Origin of the sequence: Marinobacter shengliensis (genome assembly GCF_003007715.1) — a bacterium.
In the GTDB taxonomy this organism is placed as follows: Bacteria; Pseudomonadota; Gammaproteobacteria; order Pseudomonadales; family Oleiphilaceae; genus Marinobacter; species Marinobacter shengliensis.
Genome location: NZ_PXNO01000027.1, coordinates 37,060 through 63,285 on the forward strand (window position 1 = coordinate 37,060; position 26,226 = coordinate 63,285).

At 52.2% G+C, this 26,226-nt stretch carries 18 protein-coding genes; 8 read left to right on the plus strand and 10 right to left on the minus strand.

Features of this window, described 5'->3' with window-relative positions:
- The first annotated feature begins 184 nt into the window (after positions 1-184).
- Positions 185-793, plus strand: coding sequence for a methyltransferase family protein (locus C7H10_RS13420; protein WP_106695298.1), 609 nt, complete (start codon positions 185-187; stop codon positions 791-793).
- Between the two features lie 9 nt (positions 794-802).
- Here the strand turns inward: C7H10_RS13420 and djlA are convergent, their stop codons facing one another.
- The gene (gene djlA / locus C7H10_RS13425; protein WP_058093084.1) at positions 803-1,585 is read right to left on the minus strand and encodes a co-chaperone DjlA; all 783 of its coding nucleotides are present in this window, start codon (positions 1,583-1,585) and stop codon (positions 803-805) included.
- Positions 1,586-1,635: 50 nt separating this feature from the next.
- Positions 1,636-4,437, minus strand: a complete 2,802-nt coding sequence (locus C7H10_RS13430; protein ID WP_106695299.1) for an HD domain-containing phosphohydrolase — start codon at positions 4,435-4,437, stop codon at positions 1,636-1,638.
- Between the two features lie 86 nt (positions 4,438-4,523).
- On the opposite strand from C7H10_RS13430, the gene alkB reads away from it, so the two are divergent.
- From alkB to C7H10_RS13450, 4 genes are all read left to right on the plus strand, one after another.
- Positions 4,524-5,174, plus strand: coding sequence for a DNA oxidative demethylase AlkB (alkB, locus tag C7H10_RS13435; RefSeq protein ID WP_106695990.1), 651 nt, complete (start codon positions 4,524-4,526; stop codon positions 5,172-5,174).
- A 255-nt stretch (positions 5,175-5,429) separates the two neighbouring features.
- Positions 5,430-6,917, plus strand: coding sequence for a SulP family inorganic anion transporter (locus tag C7H10_RS13440; RefSeq protein ID WP_106695300.1), 1,488 nt, complete (start codon positions 5,430-5,432; stop codon positions 6,915-6,917).
- Between the two features lie 77 nt (positions 6,918-6,994).
- Positions 6,995-7,846 (plus strand): universal stress protein, encoded by an 852-nt coding sequence (locus C7H10_RS13445; RefSeq protein WP_244178329.1) that lies wholly within the window; start codon positions 6,995-6,997, stop codon positions 7,844-7,846.
- Between the two features lie 17 nt (positions 7,847-7,863).
- The gene (locus tag C7H10_RS13450; protein ID WP_244178284.1) at positions 7,864-9,423 is read left to right on the plus strand and encodes a phospholipase D family protein; all 1,560 of its coding nucleotides are present in this window, start codon (positions 7,864-7,866) and stop codon (positions 9,421-9,423) included.
- A gap of 260 nt (positions 9,424-9,683) precedes the next feature.
- Here the strand turns inward: C7H10_RS13450 and C7H10_RS13455 are convergent, their stop codons facing one another.
- Positions 9,684-10,952 carry a hypothetical protein gene (locus tag C7H10_RS13455; RefSeq protein WP_106695302.1) on the minus strand — a complete coding sequence of 423 codons (1,269 nt, stop codon included), beginning with the start codon at positions 10,950-10,952 and terminating at the stop codon, positions 9,684-9,686.
- Between the two features lie 856 nt (positions 10,953-11,808).
- Between C7H10_RS13455 and C7H10_RS13460 the strand changes: the two genes are divergently transcribed.
- The 3 genes from C7H10_RS13460 to C7H10_RS13470 all read left to right on the plus strand — a co-directional run bounded on the left by C7H10_RS13460 (position 11,809) and on the right by C7H10_RS13470 (position 13,537).
- Complete coding sequence (locus tag C7H10_RS13460; protein WP_106695303.1) at positions 11,809-12,072, plus strand: type II toxin-antitoxin system Phd/YefM family antitoxin; 264 nt, start codon at positions 11,809-11,811, stop codon at positions 12,070-12,072.
- Positions 12,065-12,790 (plus strand): Abi-alpha family protein, encoded by a 726-nt coding sequence (locus C7H10_RS13465; RefSeq protein ID WP_106695304.1) that lies wholly within the window; start codon positions 12,065-12,067, stop codon positions 12,788-12,790. The genes C7H10_RS13460 and C7H10_RS13465 overlap by 8 nt, the downstream gene beginning before the upstream one ends.
- Before the next feature lie 186 nt (positions 12,791-12,976).
- On the plus strand, positions 12,977-13,537 hold the full coding sequence (locus C7H10_RS13470) for a HEPN domain-containing protein (RefSeq protein WP_106695305.1): 561 nt from the start codon (positions 12,977-12,979) through the stop codon (positions 13,535-13,537).
- Between the two features lie 29 nt (positions 13,538-13,566).
- On the opposite strand, the gene C7H10_RS13475 is transcribed toward C7H10_RS13470, so the two are convergent.
- The 7 genes from C7H10_RS13475 to C7H10_RS13505 form a co-directional block, all read right to left on the minus strand.
- Positions 13,567-15,048 (minus strand): VWA domain-containing protein, encoded by a 1,482-nt coding sequence (locus C7H10_RS13475; protein WP_167392911.1) that lies wholly within the window; start codon positions 15,046-15,048, stop codon positions 13,567-13,569.
- Complete coding sequence (locus C7H10_RS13480) at positions 15,045-16,787, minus strand: AAA family ATPase (protein WP_244178285.1); 1,743 nt, start codon at positions 16,785-16,787, stop codon at positions 15,045-15,047. Before C7H10_RS13480 ends, C7H10_RS13475 begins: the two co-directional genes overlap by 4 nt.
- A gap of 250 nt (positions 16,788-17,037) precedes the next feature.
- The gene (locus tag C7H10_RS13485; protein WP_106695307.1) at positions 17,038-18,768 is read right to left on the minus strand and encodes an McrC family protein; all 1,731 of its coding nucleotides are present in this window, start codon (positions 18,766-18,768) and stop codon (positions 17,038-17,040) included.
- On the minus strand, positions 18,765-20,747 hold the full coding sequence (locus C7H10_RS13490; protein ID WP_106695308.1) for an AAA family ATPase: 1,983 nt from the start codon (positions 20,745-20,747) through the stop codon (positions 18,765-18,767). The genes C7H10_RS13485 and C7H10_RS13490 overlap by 4 nt, the downstream gene beginning before the upstream one ends.
- 292 nt (positions 20,748-21,039) lie before the next feature.
- Positions 21,040-22,278 (minus strand): DUF6161 domain-containing protein, encoded by a 1,239-nt coding sequence (locus C7H10_RS13495; protein WP_106695309.1) that lies wholly within the window; start codon positions 22,276-22,278, stop codon positions 21,040-21,042.
- A gap of 42 nt (positions 22,279-22,320) precedes the next feature.
- Complete coding sequence (locus C7H10_RS13500; RefSeq protein ID WP_106695310.1) at positions 22,321-22,947, minus strand: hypothetical protein; 627 nt, start codon at positions 22,945-22,947, stop codon at positions 22,321-22,323.
- A gap of 211 nt (positions 22,948-23,158) precedes the next feature.
- Entirely contained in the window at positions 23,159-26,221 is a 3,063-nt protein-coding gene (locus C7H10_RS13505; protein WP_106695311.1) for a type I restriction endonuclease subunit R, read from the minus strand.
- Between the last annotated feature and the right edge of the window lie 5 nt (positions 26,222-26,226).

Genomic DNA, 26,226 nt, shown 5'->3' on the forward strand with positions numbered 1-26,226 from the left:
GGTGTACTCCAGACTGATCAGATCGTCTAACGATAACTCACCTGAAAACGTGATGGCATGTCATTTTGGGTATCGCGTCACATGCTCCGTTAAAACCAGCGAACGGGTGATTGATTCTGATCACTTTCAATAACCGGAATCAGACAGTAAGCTGATAGCCAACCTGTTGAACCAGAATGCATAAATGGATCTGATTGAACCCGCTGTCCGAACGTTTCTCGGCATCTTTTTTCTGATGATTGGCCTGCAGTTCTCCGCCAGAACACTGGGCTTATACGCCCGTATGGGGTTCAGTCACATTCATTACGGTGCCCGGGGTAAAGCGACCTGGTGGCATCGCCACATCTTCAATGTCTTTCGGGCGGCGATTCTTCTGGTGTGTCTGGCGCGGATTTTTGTCGACCTGGATGGCTGGCTCGGGGTATTTGCCTGGCTGTATCACGGGCCGGTTCTGTTGGCCGGTGCGGTGTTACTGCTGGCATCGTTCACGGCGGTGAATTACCTGCAGGCGTATATGCACGAAGACTGGCGCTCCGGTATCGCACCCACTGCAGATAAGGCCAGGCTGCTGACTCAAGGCCCCTACAGCTATTCCCGAAATCCGTTGTTTCTGGCGGTTATGACCGGGCAGCTGGGCTTTTTTCTGGCATTGCCCAGTGCGTTTTCGCTGGTTTGCCTGGTGGCGGGTGTGCTGGTGATTACCCGCCAGGCAAAAGAGGAAGAAAAAGCCCTGGCTCAGCGCTTTGGCCAGGACTATGAGGTATACCGGGCAAGGGTGCCCCGCTGGTTCTGACGTCTGTCGTCAGGATGCCTGTTTTCGGGCGTCTTTGATCACATCGTAGGCGTGGCTGATTTCACGAGTGCGCTCTTCCGCCATCTCCCGCATGCTCTCGGGCATGCCGCGCCCGGCCAGTTTATCCGGGTGGTTCTCACTCATCAGCTTGCGGTAAGCGCGTTTGATCTCGGCATCGGAGGCAGAGGCGGATACCCCCAATACCTTGTAGGCGTCCTCAATCTGCTGCCCCGAGGAGTAGTTCGGGCTGCCGCCGGCATGCCCGGCATGGGCGCCGCGCAGCATGGCTTCCAGTTGGTCTACCTGGCTTTCTGGCAGGCCAAGGCCCCGGGCAATACGCACCAGCATCTCGTGCTCGGCCGGGTGCACCTGGCCATCCGCGGCCACCGCCGACACCTGAACCTGCAGGAACATCTGCAGAAACGCGGGCTGGCGGCCGGAGTTCTGCAAAAAGCGGTTGAGCTCCGCGTCCAGGTCGAAATCCGGTTGCTTGCCACGGTTGAAGGCGTCCCGGGCGATGGCTTTTTGCTCTTCGTTCAAACGAAACCGTTCAAACATCGCCTCCGCCAGTTGAATCTCGTCCCGGGTCACCACGCCGTCGGCCTTGCACAGGGCGCCCATGACGGCAAACACAGATTCAACGAAGTTGTTTTGCAGGCTCTGAATCTTGCCTATCAGCCGGCTTTTCATCCGTTGGAACAGGAATGCGCCAATGGCAGCCCCCACCAGAAATCCCGGAAACCGGCCAAAGGCATAACCGATCAGGCCACCGAAAATCATTGCGAACAGCATTCAGATATCCTTAGCGAGTAAATCAGTCCGTAGAATATACGTGTTTTTGGTCAGAGCTTCATGAACAGGCTTTCATCCACCGGATCAATCTGTTCCGGCCGCAGGTGCTGTTGCGCGTAGGTCAGCCAGATACGGGACTGCAAAAACAGGTTAAAGGTGTCCTTGTCCAGGTGCCCCTTGTCCACCATAACCGCCATCAGCCCCAAGGATTCGGAGAGGGTTTTACCGCGTTTGTAGGGGCGGTCTACCGCGGTGAGGGCTTCGAATACATCAGCGATTGCCATGATTTTTTCCGGAATGCTCATCTTTTCACCTGTCAGCCTGCAGGGGTAGCCATGACCGTCCATTCGCTCGTGGTGGGTGCCGGCGAGCCTCGGCACGTTGGCCAGCCGATCTGGCAGCGGCAGGGCATCCAGCATACAAATGGTCTGCACGATATGCTCGTTGATCTTGAATCGCTCTTCGTCGGTGAGGGTGCCATAACGCACCGTGAGGTTGTGTAGCTCACCCCGATTGTAAGCGTGCTCCGGCAAGGTCATATCGAACCCCCAGCGGTTGCGGGGATCGTCTTTGCGCACCGGGGGAATACGGTCGCCCCAACTGCGCAAGTGGCCGGGTTTGTCTGCCAGCAAGGTTTCCATAACGGGTAGCTCGGGTGTTGGCTGGTGTTCAAGCGCTTGCTGTTCGTCGTCGGACAAGCCCAGGCGGTCGTTAAAGTTCCGTAGCCAGGTGCGGCTGCCAGTCTGGTGAATGCGCGCGACATCGTCATCCGACATGGATTCGCTGCCTTGATTGACCCGCGCAAGAAAGGCGAATTCCTCCTGCAGGGTTTCTTGCAACTGATCCCGTTGTTGCCGCGCCTCGTCAGAATCTTTCCCTTCCAGGCACGCCTTCAGGAACTGGATGTCGGCATCCCTGTGTAATACCTCAAAACGGGTTCTGATTTCATGTATCCGGTTGTGAATGGTCTCAAGCTTGACCGCCTTATCAACCACATATTCTGGGCTGGTTATCTTTCCGCAGTCGTGGAGCCAGGCGGCCAGGCGGAATTCATAACGTTCGTCTTCGGACATCCTGAAGCGTGCAAACGGGCCGTCACTGGCGCTCTCAGCCTGTTCAGCCAGCATCTGTGCCAATTTGGGCACCCGCTCGCAGTGGCCCCCGGTGTAGGGTGATTTGGCGTCGATGGCGTTGGCCACCAGTTGAATGATGCCGTCCAGCAGGGTCTGCTGGCTTTCGATCAGCTCACGGGTTTCGATGGCAACGGCGGCAGAACCGGCAATCTCGTCGACAAACTGGATCAGATCATCGCTCAGTTCTGTTTTGTCTCCGTGCTCGATCTCGATAATCAACACGCCAATCAGTTTGCGGCGGCGGTTGCGGAGAATGGCAAACACCGAGTGGCCGGGAATGTGGCTGCGCAGAATACGGATCAGTTCGTTGTCATCGGCGGCAGGGGGAATAGACCTGAGTGCCTTGGGTATTTCAAGGCCGCCATTCACGGTCAGTTCTAGTTTGTGATCGTGAATGTTGAACAGGTAGATCGCACCGCGTTTCTGGCCCACGATACTAACGATCTGCTCGAGAATATCCTGCAGCAGCTGGTTCAGGTCCTGGCCGCGGTTCAGTACGGTGGAAATGTTCTGGAAGCTGCGGATGGTATGGGCCATGTCGTCCAGCGCAATGCTCAACTGCGACGCCTCGCGGATGTGAGACTCGGAACGAACCTTGGTATCGAATCGGAAGCGTGACAGCTGGCTGACTCTGTCTGTCAGCTGCTCCAGCGGCTTGCCCACCTGGCGCCCCATAAACCAGCCGATGACCAGCAACAGCAGGGCGATGGCTCCAGCAATGAGGGTTTGCCTGGCCAATGCGGCCCAGACTTCTGCAAGCAGTTCATCAGAGGGAATGGCAATCACAATCGACAGTGACTCATCCGGCAGGGCATCCAGTGCCACGGCAACGCCATACCAATCACGCCCCTCTGCGGAAAAACCGCCGACGCCCCGTTCCGTTTGCTGCAGCCGGGCCGTTTGGATAACGGCACCGGCCTCTTGCTCAAACTCTGAACTGGCCAGTAACTGCCCTTGATCATTGATGATGGCGAGCTGGCTGCCAGGCGTCTGGCGCAGTTGGGCGAGCTGGGCGCCAAGATCATTCACCGTAACGTCAATGCCAAGGACCGTGGAAGGCTGTGCACTGGCCCGCTGAGACAGTGTCAGCCCGGTTTCCTGAGTGGTAAAGAAGACGTATGGCGCGGATAGCTGCAGTTCGCTGACGCTCTGGGCTGCCTGATACCATGGCCGTTGGCGGGGATCGTAGTCATAACTTTCCAGCACCCGATGCTCAATCAGGTTTAGCCCCTGATCATAGAAACGCCATACCCCAACCCGTTGCTCACCTTCCCGTTCGAGGCTTTGCAACAGGAAGTGGCTGCCAGTGGGGGCGTCCGGAAACTGCACGGACCCTGAACTGCTCAAGGTGCGGAAGAGAAAGAAATCGCCGTCGCCAAAGCCGGCGTAAATAGCACTGACGATGGCGCTGCTGGACAGGATGTCGGCCAGTACCGGCAGCCGCTCAAGGCGCTGATCCAGTGTGGTTGCCGCCGTTAACGGGTCATGTCGGAGCACCGCCAGCGCGGTGGAGGGCGGTTGGGTAATGGCGTTGATGCGGTCATCCACGCTGGTGGCCAGTTGCCGTGCCGTGGCCTCTGCCGCTGTTAGTTTGGCCTGCTCCATGCCGCGAAAGCTCTGGCCCACCAGCACAAGGGTGAGAATGAGCATGCCCAGAGTGATGGCGGACGCGATCAGAAAAGCGAGCGACACCTGTGCGGTCTGGCGGTTCGGCAGCATGGGCGAGCCTTAAATGGAAAACAGGTATCCTGAGTGTAGACCCTGACCGCCGAGGTGTTTTGAATGTTGATGAAAATGATCAGGTTATGACAACAGATCTGTTTGATTTCAGTGATGCTGAACCCTGGCAGGAACTGGTGGGTGAGGGCGTTGTGGTATTGCGCCGGTTTGCCCGGAACACGGCCCCGGATCTGGTGCAGGCCATTGGTGAGGTGGCCAGCAAAGCGCCGTTTCGGCATATGGTAACGCCCGGCGGCCACAGCATGTCGGCCGCCATGACCTGTGCCGGCGAACTGGGCTGGGTGACAGACCGGTCGGGTTACCGGTACCAGTCGACAGATCCGGAATCCGGTCTGCCCTGGCCTGAGATCCCCGAGTCCTTTATAACGCTGGCGCGGAACTCTGCCGAGGCGGCGGGGTATCGGGGATTTGTGCCGGATGCCTGCCTGATCAACCGTTATCAGCGCGGCGCCCGCATGGGGTTGCACCAGGACAAAGACGAGCAGGATTTCTCCTGGCCCATTGTCTCCGTTTCCCTCGGTTTGCCGATAACCTTCCAGTTTGGCGGGCCGAGGCGATCAGACAAGCCCCTGAAAATCCCCTTGGAGCACGGCGATGTGGTGGTTTGGGGAGGGCCGGCCCGGCTGTTCTATCACGGCGTGCTGACACTCAAAGCGGGCCACCACCCTTTGACCGGAACCTGCCGGTATAACCTGACCTTTCGCAAGGCCGGCTGAGGTGCAAGGCTGCGAGGGGATGAGCGGCCTTACTTTCCTGTCCCGCTTCTGGTAAGCTTCGCCGCCCCGATTCGACAGTAATCTGACTTTCATCAACACGAAGCCTTTCAAAACCGTGACGATCCTTCCGCCATAGCGTTCATGCTCCCTTAACTGGCCTCGCCCAGACTTCTTTTTCAGGTTTCCTGACACCCGCCCGTGCCCGTGTGCATGGCAGTCGTTTATTTTTCATTGTTCAGTTGGATATCCCCAATCATGGTGCAATCACTCAAGCAAAACTGGTTTTCCAATATTAGAGGCGACCTGCTCGCCGGTATCGTTGTCGCGCTGGCGCTGATACCGGAAGCCATTGCCTTTTCTATCATTGCCGGCGTCGACCCGAAAGTGGGGCTCTATGCCTCCTTCTGTATCGCCGTGATTATCGCCTTCGTGGGCGGCCGGCCAGGCATGATCTCGGCAGCAACCGGCGCCATGGCCTTGCTGATGGTGACCCTGGTCAAGGAGCATGGCCTTGAGTACCTGCTGGCGGCAACCCTGTTGACAGGTGTGATCCAGATTGCCGCAGGCTACCTGAGACTGGGTGGATTGATGCGCTTTGTGTCCCGGTCTGTGGTCACGGGGTTTGTGAACGCACTGGCTATCCTGATCTTTATGGCCCAGTTGCCGGAACTGACCAATGTGACCTGGCATGTGTATGCCATGACCGCCGCTGGCCTTGGCATTATCTACCTGTTCCCGCTGATCCCCACCGTGGGCAAGCTGATTCCATCGCCTCTGGTGTGTATTGTTGGCCTGACCCTTGTGGCCATGGTGATGGGCCTGGATATCCGCACGGTTGGGGATATGGGCGAACTGCCGGATACCCTGCCCATCTTCCTGTGGCCGGACGTGCCGCTGACCCTTGAAACCCTGATGATCATCCTGCCGTATTCGGTAGCTCTGGCCGTCGTCGGCCTGCTCGAATCGCTGATGACAGCCACCATCGTGGATGACCTGACCGACACCACCAGTGACCGTGACCGTGAGTGCAAGGGCCAGGGTATTGCCAACATCGGCTCTGGTTTGTTGGGTGGCATGGCCGGTTGCGCGATGATTGGTCAGTCCATCATCAACGTGAAATCCGGTGGGCGCACCCGTTTGTCGACCCTCACCGCCGGTGTCTTCCTGCTGATTCTGGTGCTGGTTCTGGACAAGTGGCTGGTACAGATTCCCATGGCCGCGCTGGTGGCGGTGATGATCATGGTCTCCATTGGTACCTTTAGCTGGGATTCCATCCGCAATCTCAGGGAGCACCCGTTGTCTACCAACATCGTGATGCTGGTAACGGTGATTGTGGTGGTGGCTACCCACAACCTGGCCTTTGGTGTGCTGGCGGGCGTGCTGCTGGCGGCGCTGTTCTTTGCCAACAAGATTGGCCACTACATGCTGGTAACCTCCGAGCTGGATGAAAACACCGAGACCCGTCGCTACACCGTGGTAGGTCAGGTGTTCTTCAGCTCGTCAGAGAAGTTCCTGGAATCCTTTGACTTCAAGGAAGCAGTCGATAATGTAGTAATAGATCTCAGCCGGGCCCACTTCTGGGACATCACCGCCGTAGCTGCGCTGGATAAGGCGGTGATCAAGTTCCGCCGTGAAGGCTCTGATGTTGAGGTAATTGGCCTGAACCAGGCCAGCGCCACCATCGTTGACCGCTTCGGTGTTCATGATAAGCCGGATGCCGTCGACCGTCTGATGGGTCACTGACAATGATCGACAGCAATGAAAAGAACGACATTCGCAGCCACAATAACGAGCAGACGGACAACCAAGGCGAGGCAAGTATGTTACGAGTAGTGGCCTGTATCGATGGCTCCCGGGCAGCACCTGCAGTATGCGATTACGCAGCCTGGGCCAGCCGGCACATGGAAACGCCCCTGATGCTTTTGCATGTTCTGGACGAAGAACGCTACCCGGCGGAGCCGGATCTGGCGGGCAACATCGGGCTTGGCAGCCGTGAGCAGTTGCTGGACGAACTGGCGCAACTGGACCGAAAGCGGGCCAAACTGGCGCTGGAGCACGGCCATCACATGCTGGATGAAGCCGAAACCAGGGTGAAGTCCGCCGGTGCGGAGGAGGCCGTCAAGCGCCAGCGCCACGGTAATCTGACTGAGTCGTTGGTGGCTCTTGAGAAAGAGACCCGCCTGTTTGTCATGGGGCTGCACGGTGAAAGCAGTTCTGACCGTGATATCCACATCGGCAGCCAGCTGGAGACCGTCATCCGAAGTGTGCATCGCTCCATCCTGCTGGTGCCGGATGACTATAGTGAACCGAAAAGTGCCATGCTGGCGTTCGACGGCAGCCCCACCGCTTTCCGGGGTGTGGAACTGATTGCCCAGAGCCCGGTACTCAAAGGCATGCCCCTGCACCTGGTGATGGTTGGCCCGGATACCGCCGACCGCTGGGAGCAGCTCAAGAAGGCAGAGCAGATGTTGTCCGGGTTGGGCGTTGATATCACCCTGGCCATTCGCGCCGGGGATGTAGAACCTGCATTGCACGCGTACCAGGAGGAGCATGACATCGACATTCTGGTGATGGGCGCTTATGGCCATTCCAGAATTCGCCAGTTCCTGGTGGGCAGTACCACCACAACCATGCTGAAAACCGCTAAAAAACCATTGGTTATCATTCGCTGACAAGGAATCCCCCGGCCATGCTGACCCGGCAAGTAGTCCCGTTGATCGCCAGGCTGAGCCTGTTATTGTTTGCGGGGCTGCTTGCCGGCTGCGCAAGGGGATTGCCGCCGGTCGACCATGGCCCGGTTTTGGCGGTATCCTCGGTGGCAGACTCCTTCACAACGGATCAGCGCCGGATGCACCTTGATCCCGAATCCCGACTCTCTGCGTTTGGGCTGCTCGACACGGGCCGCGATGCCTTTGTGGTTCGCAGCGCCCTGATTGAAACCGCCAGTCAGCGCATTGATGCCCAATATTACATCTGGAACGACGATGCCAGCGGCCGGTACCTGGCTGGCCGTCTGGTAGCCGCGGCAGACCGGGGCGTGCAGGTTCGCCTGTTGCTGGATGACATCAATGTGGCCGGCAAGGAATCCCTGTTTGCCATGATGGAGGCCCACCCGGCCATCAGCATCCGGATTTTCAATCCGTCTCCTTCCCGCAAGGGCGTTGGCCGTTGGCTGTCGTTCATCACCGACTTCGACCGCATCAACCGGCGCATGCACAACAAGACCTTTGTGGTGGATGGCAATGTCGGTATCACCGGCGGCCGCAACATTGGCGATGAGTACTTTGACGAGCACCAGGAACTGAATTTCCGGGATCGCGACGTCATGGTGCTCGGGCCGCTGGCTGGCGCCATGACCGATAACTTTGAGGCCTACTGGCAAAGCCCGTGGTCCTACCCGCTGGGGCAATTGTATGAGCTGCCGGAATCGGAGCGTGCAGGTGACCGCTTATCCGGACTCAGCCGTGCCACCACCGAGCCGCTGCCTTTTGCTGCGCCCGTGCCCCAGGGCAGGGGCCAGGCGGAATCCCTGCTGGCAGGGTGGTTCGCTGACATGGTGAAGGCGGAGGCCGAGCTGGTGTTCGATCCGCCACCGGAAGACCTGGAAGCGCCGGCGGACAAACCGCGAAACACCGCAAAGGCCCTGTTTGATCTGATCGAATCGGCCCGGAAGGAAATTCTGATTGAGTCTGCCTACCTGATTCTGGCAGACGAGCAGCTGAACGGGCTGGACAATCTGGGCAACCACGGGCTGAAGGTAGCGGCGATCACCAATTCGCTGGCCACCAACGATCTGGTCACCAATCATTCCGGCTACGCCCGCTGGCGGCGTGACATGCTGGAGCAAGGCTTTGACCTGTACGAGTTACGCCCTGATGCGCCAGCCTGTAAACGTTGGGTGGCCAATGAACAAGCCTGTGATAACGGTGTGGTCAGCCTGCATTCCAAAGCCGTGGTGTTTGACCGGGAAACGTTGTTTATTGGCTCGTTCAACGTGAACCTGCGTTCGATCTATCTCAACGGCGAAACGGTGCTGGTGATTCGCAGCCCGCAACTGGCGCATGCGGTAGCCGAAGATATTGAGCGCGCCATGGCGCCGGAGAACAGCTGGCGGGTGAGCCTGAACGAGCAGGGTAGTCTGGTGTGGCAATCCCGGGATGGGGAGGTTTATCAGGAACCCGAGAGCGGATTCTGGCGCCGGGCGGCGTCCCGGATGTTGTCATGGCTGTCGATCGAGAAGTATCTCTGAGGGCGGTTGATCCCTCTTAATTCCTTTTTAGACATTGTACGGCTCTAGGCCGCATGGTTGTCGATTCAAAAGTTCCAATAATTGGTAATTCAAAATTAGACATTTTAAAAATAATTGTTATAAATCGATAAATCCATTAACGTCAACGTGTTACGTAATTTTATGCCTGTGTCGTGATTCGGGGCAGCGGCAGGAACTGAACCTTGGTTGACCAGACTCGTCTTGGAACACTGGATGGCGGTTGTACGCGGGTACTAGTGTTATCTGTATTTCCAGCTGTCCTGGAGATCGATCCGCCGCACTATTTTTGAGATTGAAGCCTCTAGATCTAACTCTTTCAGTGGTGAATATGCGCCAAGGTCTGAATCGATCATTGAAGAGACATGCGCCACTAAGCCCTTGGGGACTGAGAAGTCGAAAGAACCTTGGTTTTTTATTGGGTCCATAGTGTCTGCCTTGCTTGCCAACCAGGTCAGCCAATCTTCTCGTTCGTTGGAACGTTGATCAGGACAGCTAGTTTCTCTGATTGCGCCGACGAACCTCCTGATCCGCATGGCCTCTTCGTGCTGAGCAATACCGTGGTTTAGTCTCTGCCCACACTGGTTGTTGTAATGAAGAGCTTTGCGCACCAGGTCTGATAGGCGACTTTCCAACCTCTCAATGCGTTCTCTGTTTTTTCGGTCAATTTCGACTTGTTTTACTCGCGCTACCTCTTCCAAAACACCTTCGATGATTTCTGGAATTCGCTCTTCCAATTTTTTGTGTTTGTTGTCTTTGATTTCGTGCATCCACGACCCGGTGCCGAATTGGAATCTCAAGGTACCAGTGCTGTGATAGCGGTATTCCCAGGTCGTCCACCTGCGCTCAGACTTCACTCGTTCTTGTCGACGATGCTCTGTAATCGTGAATAGGATCTCTACTCCATCCACAAATAATGAGTTCTTACTTCGATCTCTTTCTGAGGGGATCTGGATTTTCCACTGATTCCTCTGGAACTCGCGAAGAATGGCGTCCATAAGCAAAAGTGTTCGTTCCACCATTGCTGGCATGACGGCTATTCGGATCACATCGGCTGAACCTGGTAATACATGTTGGTACTTGTAATCACGAGCTGCTTTTGGTGAAGAGTAGGTCTTATAGGCTTTTCGAACGGTTGGTAGAGTCTCTGAAATTGACATGGCCGGACTTTGATTCGCGGAGACAGGTTCGCTCGCAGGAGGGGATGTCCGGTTAGGCGTCTTAGCCCTCTGCATGCGAGCTTTTGGGTTATCCGGCGTTGGCTTTTTCTTATTCGGTTTCCGGATTTTACCCTCGAGAGCGACGGTTTCTTCGGGGTCTCCGGTCAGGAACGGTTGGCTAGGTGACTTGCCCATAGACACTAAGGTCCAGTGCCCTGGGTTCGGCAGAGGAATGTTGTGCTGCTTACTGGCATAAGTAATTGCGTTTGGGTCGACTTCCCAAGCTGTTGCAAGCTCTCTCCTCGGGGTCGACCAGAGAGCCTCGTAGAGCGCCTGCCGGGTGATTTCCATTGGAGACATCCTCGCTTGCTTAATGGCCAGATCTGACAGATTGTAGTTTCGGCTCGAATGAACTCTTAAATGGCAGCATGGCGGTCTTGGCTCGTATCCAAACGGAGCAGTACAACCCCATTGTCCTGAGAAAACTATAGTTACAAGAAGGAGGTTTTGTTGCCAAGATCAGAATGCGGGAAAAGCCAAATCGAACGAAATTGAGCAATTGACAGTCGAGACAGGCTCAGCGGTTAGGGGGTTAACGCGGAGTCGCTCGGGGCGAGGTGAGAGAAGATGCCGGTCCTGAACAAGTTGACCACGCCGTTACCGACAGTGGTGGAGCGCATGACTCTGCGAGCTTCTTCAGAGGCTGCTGCGTGCAGTATGTGTCGTGTAAGCTGCGGAAACTAATAAACTCGTGGACCAACCATCTCTAGTTCTCCTCTTCATTCTCAGAGAATTTTAAGGCGCAGATTCGTGAAGTGTTTGTCTGGTAAGTTGCTAAAATTAAATAACTTTTGGGCCGATCATTTTTCTACCTCCAGATCAGTCTTGTCAAGGTAAATTGATCCATTGGGTCGTCTTTGTCAAGTCCTTCGTTGGATCTGTGTCCCGTCACTATTCGGGCCGATTTGCACCGCTGGCGATCAAGATTCAAGGCAATAGGGCACTCGTGCTTCGGGCTGCATCCGAACTGAGAAATACAACTTTCATGTCTATGACGGAGCTATAGTTGTAGCAAGTAGTTGTCTTGGCCTCCACCAGCCCGCGCTTGAGGACATCTCGCACGAGATCGAGCGCTCGTCAGTCGTGATAGGCTTAGCCACTGGGAGATTAATATGTTGCCAGTCAAGAAAAGTGAAAGGGAGCGGTCATGAGCAAGTCGATCAAGCAGTTATTACCAGCAGAAAATCACGTCACCCTCCGAGAGTTTTCAAGAGGTCCAGCTCGTTGCTTCGAAGATGCACCTGTTGCTGTCGTATCTAAAGGTCGTCCTGTCGGTTACCTTCTGAGTCCTGAACTGTTCGAAACCCTCACTTTCCTAATGGCTCAAATCAAAGATCCTGTTTTGGTTAAGGAAGAACTTAATCTGTCGGATGCATGGTTAAATCAGGTTGTCGGTGGCCAGGATGTCTGAGGAGGCGAAGGCAGTTCAGGAAGTTGCGAAAACCACGGACACTGCAATTCGTGCATTAGAAAGGATGGGAAAGTTTATTTCGGATGTTGCCGGTGTTCCCATTGCTACGGCAGTGGGAATCTTCGAAGACAAACTACGTTACATCAGATGGGAAAATCAGGTCCGGCTCATAGATAAAGCCAATGAAAAGCTGGCTCAGCGAGGATTATCTGCTCCCTCTCGCACGCTTTCGTTGCAGTTCGCTGTGCCGCTCGTTGAGGCCGCGTCGCTTGAAGAGGACGACTACCTTAAAGATATGTGGGCTACGGTATTGGTGAACGCTGCGGATGAAACAGTTGAAGTTCAGCTCAGACGGGCATTTATAAGCATTCTGGAAGACATGACGTCTCTCGATGTGCGGATTTTGAAAGTCATTGGAGTCGCAGGTCAAAACTCTGGTTATCAATGGAACATATTAAACCCAGGATCTTATCTGGGCTACCTACCAGAAAAAGCAGCCGCAATGGACGAGTTTCAGGACGGAATTCCGGAGCCAACACAGGATGTCCGGATTGCTGTTGGCAATTTACAGAGGCTAAATCTTCTTTCGATCTCAGATACAGTAGATGGCGTTTCCGACCCGAACCACGTAAGGATTACAGAATTGGGAAAAGAGCTGCTTCGTCTGTGTTCCGGTGATGGAGATTCTTTGGTTTCTCATGGCCATGAAGGCAAATAAACTGAAACTGGACAACGACCTGAACTTTGGCTCCCAAATGATGGGCTATAAAACCATCTGGAACTGTCCAATATTGCAGATTATTCATTCCGAGTGTTTCCGGCCCTGTGAGTTCTGACAAGGCTGACATTTTCCAAGCGTCGATGAGCGAGAGGCGCAACTGTTCAATCGTATTAAAGGTTTAAGATGACATCTTCAGCATTCGAGACGTTCCAACATGCAATTCAAGACGCGGCTGACCTGTTTAACTTATTTGATGCCCTGAACAAAAAACCACCTCCTCCGGAGGCCGAGGTTTTGAAGCGCGCAAGCCTTGTTATGGCACTGGCGGCGTTGGAGACCTATGTAGAGGATCGAATTGTCGAAGCCGCGAATGCAGTATCGGGCGTGGGATCAGAACAAAGTGCACTCGTGAAGTTTTATAGATCATCGCTTGAGAACGACCTGAAGTTTTTTCATACACCAAGCACAGATCGAATAAAGGCAATTTTCAAAAAGTACCTGGACATCGACATTACTGAAGCGTGGGTTTGGAATCACTTCGATGCTGGCCGCGCAAAAAGTGAACTTAACAAAATTGCGAAAAAGCGCGGTGACATTGCGCATCGGTCTTGGCGACCAGTCGCTGGCCAGCCAAGTTCCCATGCCGTTACACGAGAAGATTTACGAAAACATATCCGTTTTATCAGAGACCTAGTGGAAGCAACGGATAATTTTCTGGGCGAGTTGCTTTCCAAGCCCGCTTAATGACCTTGTTTGCCCTCTTTGTGAGGGGCTTAGGTTCTATCTTCCACTATCCGACTTTGGAAAGTCAGTAACTCCTGAATGCGACTTCGCTCTGGGTCATAAATCCACTCCCGGTCGAAGAGCGTTTCCAGTCTCTGACTCATAAAAGATGGACCAATGACCAATGAGTAGAACCGATTCCCATGTGCCCTGTGTTCTTCGATAGCAGGGAGCATCTCATCAGGAAGCTCTGACATAATGAAATCAGAGATGATAAGCAGATCCGCTTTCTTATACTTGTCACGCTTCATGGTCTTTAGTGCATGTTGAAGAGCAGGAGCTACATCAGTGCCGCCATGAAACGACATTTTCAAGAAGTCTATGAGAGCGGCCATACCCATCTCGTCTGACAGTTCAAGTGTATGAATGCCCGTTGAGAAGTTGATCAAGTAGCAGTGGCGCTTTTTTTCTCGAGCTTTGGATGAGAGGTACATGGCGACAGCTTTGGCAATGGTTTCCGGCATCCCATGCATGGAGCCACTGGTATCGACACAAATAACCATTGGCCCTTCCTGTTCTTCGTCCTCGACCTGGCGGTCAGCTTCGATCTCTAATGTTTCTTTCACGTCTTGGATGCCCTGCATCTCGAAACACATGAGACGTGACTCAACGAACTTCAAATCGAATAGAATAGCGGTATCCTCGTCTGCCAAAAGAGCTTTTTCGCTCGGCAGTATGTGCTCCAGATCCCTTCCCAAACGGATGCCTACGATTTCCTCTCGAGAATTGATATCGGGTAATTGGAGTATCCGCGTTTCTTCGAGCTGGACCCGTTCTATTCTCTCAGATAGCTCTATTTGCCGAATCTTGCCGAGCAATTCGCAAAGTGACTGAGCGCCCTCATCGTTTTGTAGGTACGTTGCCCAACGAGTAAATTGCTCGATGTCCTGAGCAGAAAGGTTCCCCTTTGAAAGATCCAGTAGAAGGCCGGGATTGAGGCCGAGAGTCTCGATCTTCTGCTGCAACAGCTCTAGTCTATCGAGAATATCTTTTAACTGTTCCAAAAACTGTTTGCGGCGCGCCTCAATAGTTTTAAGTTCCCATTCACTGCGAGTTTCGTCCATGTATTTTTGCCATGAGGCAAGCAACAGGCGACCATTGAGGGCAATGTCATCTTGAGTTTCTTTGGGTTGGCTGCCGGCGTTCTTTTCGGGTTTGCCAATCTGACTCCAGAATGACTGTTGAGGCGGGTGCTTGGCTGCGCGACAAAATTCAGTGAAATCATTTATCGCTCGATTGATATGGGCTTGGGATAACTCGCCGGTTTCAACAGTCGTGACGAATTCATCAAGCTTGGTGGCGTGATGGTTAAACGGAAAATCTGTTTGCAGGCTTTTAGAAGTTGCTGTCTGCCATTGGTCGAGCTGTTCGTTGACATAATTTGAAATTGTAGGCGAATCTCCCACAAGTTTGGGATACTGATCAAAGACAACGTTGCCGATAGTCTCAGCGGCATATTCAGCACGTCTCATTGACATAACTCTTCCAATCGTTCGCAGTCCTTGATCCGCAGCTTCAGGCTGTCAATTTGATTATCAATGCCGGTGAGTGCCAGTTGGACACTCTCTTCTGTAACGAATGGAGAGTGAAGGGCTTTTTGATAGCCTGAACGCTTTTTCTCAACTTTTTTGAGAATTGCGATTAGGTTTGCACGAATTACTCCAACGGATTCAGCCAAGGAATCAACGAGACGGGTATTGACCTCCGCTTTTTTGTCGCCTTTGTGGTAAAGAATTTTCGGCTTGAAGTTTACGGTTTGATCTCTTCGACGATTCCAGCTTATCCGACAAGTACCTTGTCCATCGAATTGACAGGTATAGTCCTCTAGCTCATTGCCACGTTCGTCGAGCGGGGTGAAGCTATCGGTGGTTTTTAGTTTGCTTGCTGGAATTAGAATGTCTTTTTGGACTCTTTCGTTGTAAAACAACTCAAAGACGACCCGGCGCTTAAAGAACTTTTTGCGCTGGATAGTGACCGTTTCGTATACATCTGAGGAGTGAAACAGCTCTTTCTGTATCTCTTTGTCAAGTGACTCTTTTTCTCTGTCGATTTCAGCAAGATTGAACCCGCTGTCGAAACCTGAGCTTTTGATCGCATCCGTAACAACATCCATCACTGCCTGACGATTTTTTTCATGAGTCCAGAGGCAGTGTTTCAAAAGTACAGCATCGCTGTGGTTCGTTTCTGCGCGCCCATTGAAAAATGCGGATGCTTTCATCAGCATCGCGGCACGCTGCCACCGTCGATCAGAAACGTAAACGTCTAACTCACCTGACGTCTCAGCCAAAGCTGCTCGGATCAAGTGGATGATGGTCAGGGTTTCTGATGAGAGGTGAACGTTATGAAGTTGTTGCCTCCACTCGACCCACTCGTCAGGTTTAACGACTAGTCCCTCGGGAATGGCAACATTCGCTTCGGTAGGTTTGCTCTTGAGAAGACGATCAAAATGCTCGTTTTGGCTAATAGGGCCCACAAGAAGTCGAATAATGAAGCGATCGTATAATGCCTCCAGCCCTTGGTTAGCCTCAGGAGTCTCGTTAGAGGCTGCAATCAGTGCCTTCAGTGGAGTCGGCTCGGTCACTTCTCCATTGCGGAAAATCCGTTCGTTTATCAATGTTAGAAGAGTGTTTAGAATTGCCGGGCTCGACTTCCAGATTTCATCCAGAAATGCGAACTCGGCTTTTGGCAAGTAAGCCTCAGTTTTCCGTGTGTACTGGTCTTCTTTGAGAGCTTTGATGGAAACGGGCCCAAACACCTCTTCGGGAGTACTGAAGCGATTCATCAGATACTCGAAATACGTTGGACGTTGAAAAGCGCAGGCAATGCGTCTTGAGATTAGGCTTTTCGCTGTACCGGGAGGGCCGAAAAGAAATGTGTTCTGACCGCATAGCGCACCCAGAAGGGATACTGCGATAATCTCTTCCCGCTCGAACATACCATCACTGACGGCTTCAACCAGCTGATAAATCCGTTTTTGTAAGCCTTTGCTTTTCTCGCACTTGTTTATCAGTTCTGGAACTTTGCTCTCCAGGAGTGATTTACCTTTCTGCTTGCCCTGGAATGAGATTGTTCCGGAAGGCTCGAACCAATTCATGATGCCGCCATCTAGGCGAAAAACTTTTCGGTCTTGTTGAGTCTCGTCCCATTCGCCATCCAGCGGAGATAGTCGGGTGGCAAGCTCATCAAAACTACCGTTAAACATCAGTCCCATACTTCAATTAATCCTTGTTGCTCGGTTCTACATAAAGCAGATTCCTAACCGTCGTAGCGCTCCGGTCGTCACGGCTGCTCCGCCTGCTGTAACAGGGCATTAATCACTAATTTAAGTCTATGAATTTACAGATATTGGGTGCGCACGGGAAGCACTTTGCTGTGTATTGCAAACACGCTCAACAACGTTTCCACCGGTGACTCCTAGAATATCCTCGCCAGAGTTCCTCCTATCCGATTGGACGTATGGTCTAGGATTTCGGCTCTTTCTTAGCGAGCGAAAGTCGAAGTGCTTCTTCTACTCTGGCCATGACGCCGTTTAAATTGATTGGGACCGCGCCCGAAACCTGTCGCTGATACCGTTTGAGCAACAACTCCAGCCTGCGGAGCAATTGGTCGGTTCGGAGAGGGAGTAAGAGCATCCCGGTCCCAACGCTCTGGTTACTTGTAGGAACTGGAACGTCATAGAAGAAACCGACTACTTGATTCTGATCTGACCAGTCGTTGAATTGATCACCAGAGTGTTTGTGAATCTGGTCCCCTCTAAGCAGAGTGAGCGTCCCCTCGAGGCCGAGGTGAAGCTGGAGCCGGTGTGCAAGGTCTGAGCTACCTTTCCCTCCCAGTGCTCGTGCAACATCGTCGATTGATTCCAGCATCTGATTTAGAGCACTGTCCGCCCCCGTTGACTCGCGATGAGTCAACGCCGGGAAAAAACGAGACCACTCGCCAACCTCTAACTGCTTTTCATGCAAGTCGAACGGCACACACCATAGGTGAAGGTCTTCGCTGAAACTGAACTTTGGCAAAGGTTCCTGAAATGCCGCATGCTTGGGATAAACCAGAAGCATATGGCCATATCCGTTCTGGTATTTGTGCCCATAAGCGAAAAGTTGGTAAAGGTCAGCCTGTTTAATGCCGTACTTCTCAGCCGATGTGTTCTGAGTCGAGTCCAAAAGCTTCCATTTGGCGTCCATCACGCTCTTGCGACTGAGATAAGTCACCAGCAGATCAGGTTTCAACTGGAACCAGGTTTTCTCAGGGCCCCCATCCGAAGAGTGTTGTATCAACCATTGGCTTGCCGCTTGAGAGGTCAGTGACGAACCAGAGCGCATCCGCTTTTTGATGTGGTGAGCCACATAGTTTTCGAAAAGCTGTTCCATCGGGAACAGCATCGCAATGCCGCTGTGCAGGCCGTGTTGAAAGTTGGGGTTTAGCCGTTCGAGAACCAAAACACACCAGGGCTTTATGGCTTTGTAAGGCTGCATCAACTTGGTGTTCTGCCATTGACCGATTTGTGGCAGGGGCTTTCTGAAAGGCTCGATAACGGACAGTTGGTGAGACAGCGTGTTTGCCACCCGCCAGTTCTGTCCGTTCTTGGTGAGCTTTAGCACGTAATCCAGTGCGGTTCTCAGCAGACGATTTTCGGTTCTATTTGGGGTGAATACGTCATGGCGGATATTGAACCAAGTCGCCCGTGCTGGGGATTGTCGACTTTGTCTGCCTACATCCAACTGACCGCGAATAAACCTGCTTTCCTCTTCGACGGTTTCGTAATCGAATCGGAGACCTCGCTTCACGAGGTGGGTCAGCTGATTGAGAAACTGGGCAATAATCCATTCGTGAATGGGTAGCTCAGCGCGCTTGAGATCTGCTGAGTCCCCTTCACGGCCATCCAGTGACGCAGAGCATCCAAGCATATCCTGCAAAAGCATACGCAGCGACTCAGGCTCTTCTGGCGAGGCAAATTCAGTTTTTGGCAGAATCTCGATGCCTTCACCGGAGGGGCTTTGGAGGTAACCGACGTAGCTCCCCAGCTTTAGGTATTTCTTGCCGTTCCGCATGACAAACTTGGAATCTTGCTCCCACTGATTGTGCAGGTCGATAAGCCACTCAAACGTTGCACCTGAGACCCGCCCAACATCCATACTCGCGTTGGCCTCAGGATCAGCGGTGAGGACGGCATACTCGCGAACCTGAATCACCGATGCATTCCAACGATCTGTTGATACGCTTCTGCTTCATCGAAAGCGCTTTCGTTGATCTTGAACCTGTTATCGGTCAACTGTTCTGCAATTTCCCCTGGGAAAAGATCGGTTAAGTTGCGCGTAAAGGCATTAGCACCAGTTGTTCCTGGAATAATGAATTTATGCTCGGGAGCTTTGGCAGGATCGTTCAGGACCCAACCGATACGCTCATAATCCTCAAAAAAGTATTCCTGAAGCAGAGGGATGACTTTGTCGCGGAATATGTGCCGGAGAGCCGCCTGTCGTTCTGACTCCGATTCCATGCCTGCTAATTCTATGAAATAGGCGTGGCCGATCTGATGGTCAGAGTCCAGCAGGACTTCGATGCGCTGGTTGATCATATCCAAAAGCGTATCAAGCCGAATGTCGTGAACCCTGATGTCGGACAAGCTGCCGGGATCAGGAAGCATTTCAACGAAGCTAAAACGCCTACGAAGTGCCAGGTCCAGTTGGGCCAGGGATTTGTCGGCTGTGTTCATCGTACCAATGACGAAAACGTTGGACGGCACTGAGAACTGCTCTTTTGAATATGGCAGTGTCACCGACTGCGCGTCAGAAGCTCCAGCTCGTTTGCTCGGTTCAAGGAGTGTTATTAATTCGCCAAAAATTCGGGCGATGTTGCCTCGGTTGATCTCATCGATGATCAGAACATGCGGTGGTGCGTTTTCTTCAGGAGAATCTGTCGATACCATCTCCAGTAATCGGTTTGTCTTCAGTTTCGAGGGCTTCAGTTTGTATAAGGTCATCTGAGTAAACTGGCTATCATATAACTCACTAACTGGACGAGAGCTTTCGTAAACCTGAAGCCATTTAACGTTGCGGGCTTGATGGAAGCAATCTGGCTTCTCCTCAAGTGTTCGATGGGGGCCAGTAACTTCGGCTATGGCTCGGAAGCGGGAGTTCCCATCTGAGATAACCAGCAGGTCACCCTCCTTTACGTGGTTTCGGAAGGTGTTTACGGCACGAAAGGCGTACTCCTGCTTTTCAGACGGGTTGTGCTCTAGATATCGTTTTTTAACCGATTCGAAATCGTCACAACCTGAGAAATTCGCATCTTCGCCCCATCCAAGAAGAACGTAGTCGTTTTCGAGACACTCTGTGAAAACCTCACCGGCTTCTGCCGTTTGAGAGTTGCCTAAAGACATTTTCCAGACAGCTCTATCGGCGAGGCTGTCTGGTGAAATCGTTTGATGGGCGATGACCCGTTTGTCGGCGTTCTTACACAGCGTCTTGAAAACGCCGTCTCGCACTGGATAGTGAAGTTCGCCCGTTTCAGGATCGCTCTCAGCTCGGATACCCTCGATAAAGTCTTCATAGGCGAAGCTCTGGTGAAAAGTCGTAAACCTGATTCGCTCTTCCTGGACTAACTCGTCAAATCGCGCTTTGAGAGCAGCCCGATTATCCTCTGAGTCAGATTGGTTGCCGTTCTCCACATACCATTTTGGATCGGCGATCTGAACAGCTAAGTCGGTTGTGCGGTAGGTCTTTCCAGTGCCGGGAGGACCAAAGAGAATTTGATTGAGAGGAAATTGCATTGCGTCTTCCTTATTTGGCTGAACATCGTCTCTCTCTGTAAGAGAAGAATCGGTTTGCTGGCCTCTTAAAATGCTCACAACTTCCTTCAACACATCAGCATTAGCTACCTCTGCGGGATAACCAAATTGTGACTGCCCATTGCGCCTCGGGAAACGACGATAGTTGGAGTTCTTGCTCGGTTGGGCTGAAATATGTAGGCCCGCAATATTTCTTAAATCACGGCCTATCTGTCCACCTCGAGGCGGAAGAACAAGCGGTTCCTTCTTAACCTTCCGCTTTACGTAGAGATAAATGTCATTTCCAACATAATGTTCGTAAGCGTAGAAAGGGTGGTGTTCACCTGGCTTAATGTCGCAACCAAGCTTTTTCAGTTCGGTATGAATTTCGTCCGCAGTTAACATTCAGCATCTTCCATGCAGTACTAGTGGGGGCTTTTAAAGCTTCCGTCCATGTTGGACATTCCAATGTCTAGATCATGAGCCAGATCTGATAGTCGCTCTCCGAACTCTATTCCAAAAGCACCGCTAAGAGGATCTTTCCCATAAACTGGGGCAGTGATCACGAGCGAGCTGATAAATATTAGGAATCTCGAGCATCTACGCATGGGTGCGATCCTTCTCAGTCTTGGTGGTTTCGCCGTTCGCCAGGCCTATGTTCCAGAATATCTTCCGATACTAAACCCATGTCTTTTCATCAACTTCCCCGGTTCCTTGATAAAACCCGCAGTGCGTCTGATGTCGAGGGCATTGTTGGTGAGGAGTCGCCACCCAACAATCCGGAGTCAGTTCGACTGAACAGTGCCTGAAGGATCACATCCCTGGAATCCTTATGGATTTCTGCTTCTTTGGTTAGAGACAAGTACAAATACGTTAATTGTTCCCGCTCTTCAGCATCTCTCATTAGGTGAAAGGAGCTGAATACGAGCTTAGAGAGAACGCGAACAAGAAACGCAAACACTGCACCGAACGTCCCGAAAATTGCTATACCTTGAAGAGTGCTCAACGACACGCCTATTTGTTGGCCTTCCAACCAGGACAGAAAAAACGCTCCTATTGCGAGAAGCCCGGCTGATAGGGCTATGAGAAGAGTTGCTGCCCACCATCGACCTTGAGTTCGATATTTGTCCGCAGCCCTCTTCCAGTATTGGGCTGGTTTCTCAAGCTTGAGCTTTTCCTCATACGTCGACTCAAGATCAGCGATGCTCTCGTTCCAGTTGTGAAGGTGTTCTTGAAAGGATTTGTCGTGTTGTCGGAGCCTGCGCTCGCCGATCCTTTTGTTGAGATCGTAAAGTCTTTCAGTCTTGGCTCGGGTCTCTCTATCCCATTCAGAAAAATCGGCTTTAAAAGATTCGACTTCATCAATAAGGCTTTTCTCAGATTTGGAGAGGCTATCTCTAAGACGTGAAAAGGCAGCTTTTTCAGATTTTCGGCGTCTTAGCAGATCAGAATCCTGGAAGAAAAACTCGTATCCAACCAGAGAGCCAATGAAAGCCTCGCGAGAGGTCGCTTTAACACTAGATTGGAACACTATAGCGAAAAACGCATCTGCTGCATCGGCACCGTATTCCTTTTGAAGGGCGATGAACTGGTCACATGCCGGATGACCACTCCAGAACCATTGTGGCTTCAGGTTTTGGACTTGTTGTTTAAGGTTTCTGACTTCTTGTGTCCATTTGTCAGAATTCCAAGAATCAAGCTGCGGGAGCCAGCTATCAATCATCTGAACGATTGGTTGCAGCTGTTTATTGGAAGAGAGGAAAGTATGCTTGTTCTGTTTTCCTTTGGCGCTACCTTCTGAGTCGATGAGACGTGTTTGCTCCACCCAGAACTCTTGTTCCTTTCTAAGAAATTCTTGGAGGGCGCGGATGCCCTGGAATTCAAAAAGCTGCCCAGTGGCGTCGTGGAACTTTACATCAATTTCCGTTTGGTTCATGAAGGACCCTGAAATCTGTTTGATTGGGATTGAAAAGCTTCATCATAGATCTGAGCGCTTAATCGAATTTTGGTATGCCCAATCCAAACCTTCTCCTTCGAAAAGCTTAAGAAGCTTGTTTTGAAGCTCGTTGATTTGCTTCGAGACCTTCTGAATAGCGAAATCCACAGTCTCTCGACATTGCTTTATCAGGTGTTCCTCAAGATTATGAGCAGATGCGCCATGCCCAATAAGGTTGAGTACTTTTTTCTTGGATTCATTGGGACTTAAAACCAAGAAGAGTTTCAGTTGCTCTTCTTGAGCATCTCCACCGTGAGCGACGAACTGGTGCCTGAGTCGCATCATCCATTTGTGGCGTTCCTGAATTTCAATGGGCGCTTTTTTGAAAAAGCTTTCAGCGTTGAGTTGGGTCCCTCTGCCTTTGGCCTGAGTAAAGCATTTGCCGTACAGTGCGAGGGCTCCAAATAAAAGACCTTTTTGTTTTGACACCGAGGCAGTCTCGTCAGTTACCAACTCACCAAGGATTTCATTGACCTGCTTTAGGTCTTCCCCGATTAGTGAGAGGCCTTTCAGCCGGGCTGGTATTGGACCCTCAAGCACAACTACTGGGCAATTTTCGCCTTCGAATTTTGCTTCAAAGTCCACTTCGTAATATTGATGCTCGCTCATTCCGCATCGTTCCATGTTTTGGGGTTGCGCCAAAAGCTTATCATTGGCGCGGGGTGTGTCTCTGCACTGAGGTTAGTCCAGCTTTAAATGGCTTTTTTGCTCTAAGATCAATAATTTTTTCTAAGTCGTTGAATGTAAATTTTTATTTTCGGTTATACGTCATTTTTATTTTTGGCGTATAACGGAAGTGTGAAAAAACTGTTCGAGAGTTTCAGTAGTGGCCTTTGATGTACTCATAGGCTTTGTTGAATAGCTCTTTATCCTTGCCAAGCCCAAACTGAACTAACGTCAACATCAAAGCTTTCTGGATCTCCCTCGGTCCGCTCGCAGAGTTCTGCCAACCATCGAATCGGGTTGCTTTGACGATCTTGTCGATCTGCTCGACAACATCCTGAATAACCTTCGGAGTCCGATCAGGCCTTGTCTCCATGAAAAGCTTGGTGAGCGCCTGTACATTGTCTTCCTCCGTGACCGTGCGCTCACCAGTCTGCTTCTCAAGTTCAACCGTTTCCTTGGCGGTATCAAGCAGGCCTTTGAGCCAATCGATGGCCTTAATAACTCCAGCCTCGTACTGCTGTCTGAGCTTCTCTAGGCGCTCGCCGAGCGCGACGAATTCCGGATTTCCGCTACCGCGAAGTCGTCCCATTAAATCAATCTCGAGCCTGCGCGCACGTTTCTCTTGCTCCTTTTCAGTGAGCGTGAAAATGGCGTGCTCGTCCATCACCAGCTCATCGATATCGTTGCGAATGCGGTTGATATCGGTGTTCTCGTGAATCATTTTGATGGTTTCAGGCCCGAGCGCGGCCCAGACCAGAGCGCCAGTTTGTCCAACGGGGCGAACGCTCTCATAAATTTGAGCAAGCCATTTGTAGTCGGTGCGGTAGGGCGCGAGGAAAGGGTCTGGATTGATCGCAGACCAGAGTTTGCTGAGTACGCCGAACGCGGCGGCAAATTCGTCTCGTTTCTCATTGGTCGGCAGGCAATCCTGGGCCGCGATGATGCCCTCAAAGCCTTCAAGGGATCGATCCACTCCAGGGAAGAACGCCAAGCACTTTTTCAGCTGCTCTGGAAGCATTTCCTTAAAGCGTTCGATGCCTTCAACAACGCCCTCGATCTCGTCGGGGTTGTAAGCGAGGGCCGTTCGCAGGTTCTCAAACACACCAAGATAGTCGATGATCAATCCCATTCCCTTGCGCACACCGTTTGCTTCGTAGAGACGGTTGGTACGGCACATAGCCTGGAGGAGGGTGTGGTCTCGAAGTGGCTTGTCCAGGTACATGCAGTAGCAAATGGGAGCATCAAAACCAGTGAGAAGTTTTGCAGTAACAATGAGAAGCTGGAGAGGGTTCTCTGGATCTTTGTAGGACTCAATCAGGTCTTTTTGTAGTTGGTCATCTCCGTCAATCTCCTGCCAACGCTGAAAGTCCGCCTCCGTTATCGGTAGTTCCAATTCTTTGTTCCATTTACGCCAGTCTCTGTTTTCCTTCCCATCTTTGCCACCGCCTTTCGCTTTAATCGGAGCTTGATCAACGTTCATCACCACTTCGACGGCGTCAAAACCAAGCTTCTGGCCGAGTAGGTAATACATCTGAACGCAGGCATCTCGGTCGTAAACAACCACCATGCCTTTCAATTTTTTCGGCTTCACGTGGCTGGTGAAGTGGTCAACGATGTCGTCGCTGATCGCCTCCATACGCTTCGGGGCTTTCAGCATTACTGCCAACTTGCCCGCCCGCGTAGACAGCGCGGTCTTCTCATCGTTGTCCAAGCCGTGTTCTTCAGCTAGCCGTTCAAACTCTTTGTCAATTGAGGCTCTATCGACGCGAAGCTCGGCCAAGCGTGGTTCGAATTTCACTGGTACGGTAGCCCCGTCGCGGATGGACTGCTTGTAGCTGTAGCGATTCATGTATCTGCCGGGGTCTTCGTCCGCACCAAACAGCTTGAAGGTGTTTCGCTCGATGCTTGAAATCGGCGTTCCTGTCAGGCCGTAGAAGTGTGCGTTCGGCAGGGCCCAGCGCATCTTGTCACCAAGGGAGCCCTCTTGGGTCCGGTGCGCTTCGTCGACCAACACAATGATGTTGTCCCGGTCATTCAGGCCTTTTGGATTACTTTCATCAATCTCGACATCTTGGAATTTGAAAATGGTCGTAATCAAAATGCCACGGCTGTCCTGCTCAATGTGCTCGCCCAATTTCTTGCAACTTTGCACCTTAACGAGGTTCTTAACGTCGGCACCGCCAAATGTTTCGTTTATTTGGCTATCAAGGTCTCGCCGATCCACCACCACCAGAACGGTGGGGTTTTTGAGGTCATTATCGGCTCGCAGCATACGAGCCGCGTAAAGCATCAGTAGGGACTTGCCGGAGCCCTGAAAGTGCCAGATCAGACCCTTTTTGGGGTAACCGCTTTTGACGCGGTCGACGATTTGCTTGGCAGCTTCGAATTGAGGGTAACGGGGAAGCAGCTTGATGCGTTTTGGTGGTGTTTTTTTGCCGGTCTTGATGGTTGAGAAGAGAGCGAAGGATTCGAGTATCCGAAGCAGCGTCCGAGGGTTCAGTAATCCTTCAACACTTGCAAGGACTGAGGCCATGCCCGTGAGCTGCTCTTCTTCCTGTTCAGTGGTATGCCAGGGCCCCCAATCTTTGGGGCCAGCGTTTATCGCACCATACGCGAAGGTCCGACCCTCGGAGGCGAAGCACAACAGATTTGGGACGAAGAAGGGTTCAGCGTTCTTCCAGTAGTGCTTGGTGCCACCGATGAAGTCAGCGGCACCATCCTGCCAAGTGACGCTTGGGCGCGTTGCTGTTTTGACTTCGCCAACAACCAGCGGGATACCGTTGATATAGAGCACGATATCGAAGAACACTTCCGTGGCAGCGATATAGTGCACCTGCTGCGCAATGACAAAGTGGTTGTTTTCAATGTTGTCGAAATCGATCAGGTTGATGGTGATGTGGTCGCCATTCTCGCCGAAGGGCAAGGTCTTATCGGCCATCAACCACTCTTGAAAATTTTCGTTGGCCTTCACCAAACCGGTATGACGAGCTTCGAGTACCACGCCGCGTAGCTTGTAAATAATCTCATCTGCGTAGTCGGGCTGCCTGGCGACATCGGGGTTTAACGAACAAAGTGCGTTTTTGAGCCATTCATCGACGAAGATATCTTGTGCTTGCTTTGGCAGGCTTTCCCCGTGGCAGTAGTTCCAATCTACTCCGCTCAATCCTTTCAAGCGGTCAATGATTCCGTTTTCTGTGACGGTTTGTTCGTTAAACATATAGG

Coding starts and splice junctions, on each gene's coding strand:
- C7H10_RS13455 (WP_106695302.1), bottom strand. CDS start 10,952: ATGGAAATCACCCGGCAGGCGCTCTACGAGGCTCTCTGGTCGACCCCG.
- C7H10_RS13440 (WP_106695300.1), top strand. CDS start 5,430: ATGGTGCAATCACTCAAGCAAAACTGGTTTTCCAATATTAGAGGCGAC.
- C7H10_RS13470 (WP_106695305.1), top strand. CDS start 12,977: ATGACATCTTCAGCATTCGAGACGTTCCAACATGCAATTCAAGACGCG.
- C7H10_RS13450 (WP_244178284.1), top strand. CDS start 7,864: ATGCTGACCCGGCAAGTAGTCCCGTTGATCGCCAGGCTGAGCCTGTTA.
- C7H10_RS13500 (WP_106695310.1), bottom strand. CDS start 22,947: ATGAGCGAGCATCAATATTACGAAGTGGACTTTGAAGCAAAATTCGAA.
- C7H10_RS13420 (WP_106695298.1), top strand. CDS start 185: ATGGATCTGATTGAACCCGCTGTCCGAACGTTTCTCGGCATCTTTTTT.
- C7H10_RS13430 (WP_106695299.1), bottom strand. CDS start 4,437: ATGCTGCCGAACCGCCAGACCGCACAGGTGTCGCTCGCTTTTCTGATC.
- C7H10_RS13480 (WP_244178285.1), bottom strand. CDS start 16,787: ATGGGACTGATGTTTAACGGTAGTTTTGATGAGCTTGCCACCCGACTA.
- C7H10_RS13495 (WP_106695309.1), bottom strand. CDS start 22,278: ATGAACCAAACGGAAATTGATGTAAAGTTCCACGACGCCACTGGGCAG.
- C7H10_RS13445 (WP_244178329.1), top strand. CDS start 6,995: ATGTTACGAGTAGTGGCCTGTATCGATGGCTCCCGGGCAGCACCTGCA.
- C7H10_RS13465 (WP_106695304.1), top strand. CDS start 12,065: ATGTCTGAGGAGGCGAAGGCAGTTCAGGAAGTTGCGAAAACCACGGAC.
- C7H10_RS13490 (WP_106695308.1), bottom strand. CDS start 20,747: ATGTTAACTGCGGACGAAATTCATACCGAACTGAAAAAGCTTGGTTGC.
- djlA (WP_058093084.1), bottom strand. CDS start 1,585: ATGCTGTTCGCAATGATTTTCGGTGGCCTGATCGGTTATGCCTTTGGC.
- alkB (WP_106695990.1), top strand. CDS start 4,524: ATGACAACAGATCTGTTTGATTTCAGTGATGCTGAACCCTGGCAGGAA.
- C7H10_RS13505 (WP_106695311.1), bottom strand. CDS start 26,221: ATGTTTAACGAACAAACCGTCACAGAAAACGGAATCATTGACCGCTTG.
- C7H10_RS13475 (WP_167392911.1), bottom strand. CDS start 15,048: ATGAGACGTGCTGAATATGCCGCTGAGACTATCGGCAACGTTGTCTTT.
- C7H10_RS13460 (WP_106695303.1), top strand. CDS start 11,809: ATGAGCAAGTCGATCAAGCAGTTATTACCAGCAGAAAATCACGTCACC.